The 379-nt window shown below is 38.7% G+C and carries 2 rRNA genes; both read left to right on the top strand.

Features of this window, described 5'->3' with window-relative positions:
* Nucleotides 1-62 (top strand): 16S ribosomal RNA (locus AC1DFT_RS20860); the annotation flags it as partial.
* Between the two features lie 195 nt (nucleotides 63-257).
* Nucleotides 258-379: ribosomal RNA gene (locus AC1DFT_RS20855) — 23S ribosomal RNA — on the top strand; the annotation flags it as partial.

Below are 379 nucleotides of genomic sequence, written 5' to 3'. Positions count from 1 at the left end.
TGATTGGGGTGAAGTCGTAACAAGGTAGCCGTATCGGAAGGTGCGGCTGGATCACCTCCTTTCTAAGGATAATTACGGAATACAGATCTTTATCTGTATMTTAACGTTTTGCAGTTCAGTTTTGAATGTTCATTTTTATATGAAGATTCAAAACTTGTTCTTTGAAAACTGGATAAAACGACATTGAAACAATTAATACAAGAAATTCAATTTATGATCACTTAGTGATTATRATGTGTAAGACTTTTTAACTTTTAGGTTAAGTTAATAAGGGCGCACGGTGAATGCCTTGGCACTAGGAGCCGAAGAAGGACGGCACTAACACCGATATGCTTCGGGGAGCTGTAAGTGAGCTTTGATCCGGAGATTTCCGAATGGG

The organism is Psychrobacillus sp. 05T411 (assembly GCF_056396485.1).
The sequence above is the reverse complement of the archived record's forward strand: the minus strand, read 5'-3'. Positions and strand labels throughout refer to the sequence as shown.